Source organism: Promicromonospora citrea (genome assembly GCF_013004695.1).
GTDB lineage: Bacteria > Actinomycetota > Actinomycetes > Actinomycetales > Cellulomonadaceae > Promicromonospora > Promicromonospora citrea.
In genome coordinates this window covers 1-2130 of record NZ_JABEMG010000260.1, presented here as the reverse complement: position 1 = coordinate 2130, position 2130 = coordinate 1, and the positions used below count along the sequence as shown (strand labels likewise).

The 2130-nt window shown below is 76.2% G+C and carries 1 protein-coding gene and 1 pseudogene; both read left to right on the top strand.

Annotation, left to right across the window (positions count from 1 at the left end; genetic code table 11):
• Positions 1-168: 168 nt before the first annotated feature.
• Positions 169-351, top strand: coding sequence for a hypothetical protein (locus HLB15_RS23405; protein WP_171109140.1), 183 nt, complete (start codon positions 169-171; stop codon positions 349-351).
• A pseudogene (locus tag HLB15_RS23400) lies at positions 351-2130 on the top strand (hypothetical protein); the annotation flags it as partial. The gene HLB15_RS23405 and the pseudogene HLB15_RS23400, both read left to right, overlap by 1 nt.

The window sequence follows — 2130 nt, the reverse complement described above, 5'->3', positions numbered from 1 at the left end:
TCCTGTGCGTCGGCGGGGGCGGCTGCCCCCAGTGCACAGGCCAGCGCGACGACCGGGGCGGCAGCTCTGGTGAACCTCATCGGTCGCTCCTTCGTAGGGTGGTGCTCGTCATTCGGCGATACCTGTCGCCACCGTCCCGCCCGACGGCGACGTTCCTTCCCGATACCGATGGCAGCGCTGTCATTCACCGGTGTCGCGGCCGCACCGCCCGCGCGGTTCGTCCTGGAGACCGCGGGCACCGGCCTCGTCCTCGCGGCCGCGGCGGCCGGCCTCGCGCTGGTCGCGGCGGGCGTCGGTGGACGGGTGGCGGCGCAGGTCCGCGACACCACCTACCGCGAGGAGGTCCGCTGATGGCGGCCCTGTCCGGGCTCACCCTGCTCGCGCGGCGGCAGCTGCGCACCTCCTGGGGCGCGACGGCGGCGCTCGGCGTCGTCGCCTTCCTCGCCGCCGGCGTGCTCTCGACGGCGCCGCGGGCGGTCGAGGCGATGCACGCGGCGCAGGTGGTCCACGAGACGGCGACCGCCTCCGGGCTGACCCGTGACGTCGTCGCGATCGCGGGCGCGGTGCCGGGCGAGCCGCCGAGCGGCAGGTTCTACGACCTGGACCAGGCTCCCGGCGGCGCCGGCGGCGTCGTGCCGGAGGTGCCCGACTGGACGCCGCTGGTGGCCAACCTCGACGCGGTGCGCGCCGAGACCCCCGAGCCGCTGCGCTCGACCATGGGCGCGCCCCTGTTCCACGTGACCTCGGGCGACTTCGCCTACACCGACCCGGTACCCGGCTCGGAGCTGTCCGAGGCCAAGGTCTACCTCCGGGCCGCGACGGACCTCGACGAGCACGCGGAGCTCGTCGAGGGGCGCTGGCCAGAGCCCACGGCCGGTCCGGTCCCCGCGCAGGACGGCGGGTCCTTCGGCCGGCCCGCCCGGCCCGCGCCGCCGTTCGAGGTCGCGGTCTCGCGCGCGGTCGCCGAGACCTACGGCTGGGAGGTCGGCGGGCGGTACGACACCCTCTCGGGGGCAGGCGTGATCGCCCTCGGGGAGCGCTACCCGTCCCTCGTGGTGACGGGCGTGTTCGAGACGGGCGACCCGGACGCCGACTACTGGCTGCACCACGCCCTCGCGGCGCAGGCGTCGGTGGTCGCCGACCCGAACCGTGGCCTGCTCGGCTCCGCCGCGGTCTACGTCAGCCCCGCCATGATCGCGCCGCTGACCCTCGGCATGGCCGAGACGCGGGTCTGGTACCCCGTGGACACCACCGGCGTGACCGCCGCGGCGGTGCCGCAGCTCCTCGCGCAGCTCAGCGGTCAGTCCGCCAGCACGTACACGGTTCCAGCGGGGCCCGACGACCCCGTGCCGCTCCAGCTCCGTCCCGCGAGCAGGCTCGACGAGATCCTGTCGCGCCTGCTCGCGCAGCGCACCGGCGTCGACGCGATCGTCGCCGTCCTCGCCGTCGGGCCGCTGGGCGCCACGCTCGCGGTGCTGGCGCTGGGCGTCGGCGCCTTCCTCGCCTTCGGCGGCACCCTCGTCTCGACCTTCTCCATCCCCGGCACGGAGACCGACCGCGTCGCCGCCCAGCTCGCCGAGGAGGTGCCGGGCGCCAGCGGGGCCACGGGCACCGTCGTGCTCCGCACCGAGGACGGGCAGCCGTTCACGGCCGAGCAGGAGGCGGCCGTCGCCACGGCGCTCGACGACGTCGCCGGCCTCGACGGCGTCGCCAGCACCGTGGACCCCTTCGCCACGCAGGACCAGATCGAGCAGCAGCGCCAGCAGCTGGCCGACGGCGCCGACCAGCTCGAGGCGGGGCGCGCCGAGCTGGAGTCCGGGCAGGAGCAGCTCGACGCCGCCGCCGCGCAGCTGCAGGCCGCGGGCGTGCCGCTCAGCGCCGCCCCCGACCTCGAGGCGCAGCAGTCGCAGCTCGACGCGGGCCGCGCCGAGCTGGAGGCCCAGGCCCAGCAGCTCGAGCTGGGCCAGGAGCTGGCCGACCTGTCCTCGGGCATCCGCACCGTCTCGCAGGACGGCACCTCGGCCCTGGCGGTCGTGCAGTTCACGCAGGACCAGTTCTCCCTGCCCGAGGCGGTCCGGACGGGCGTCGTCGACCGCCTCGAGCAGGCCGACCTGCCCGGCGTGCAGGTCG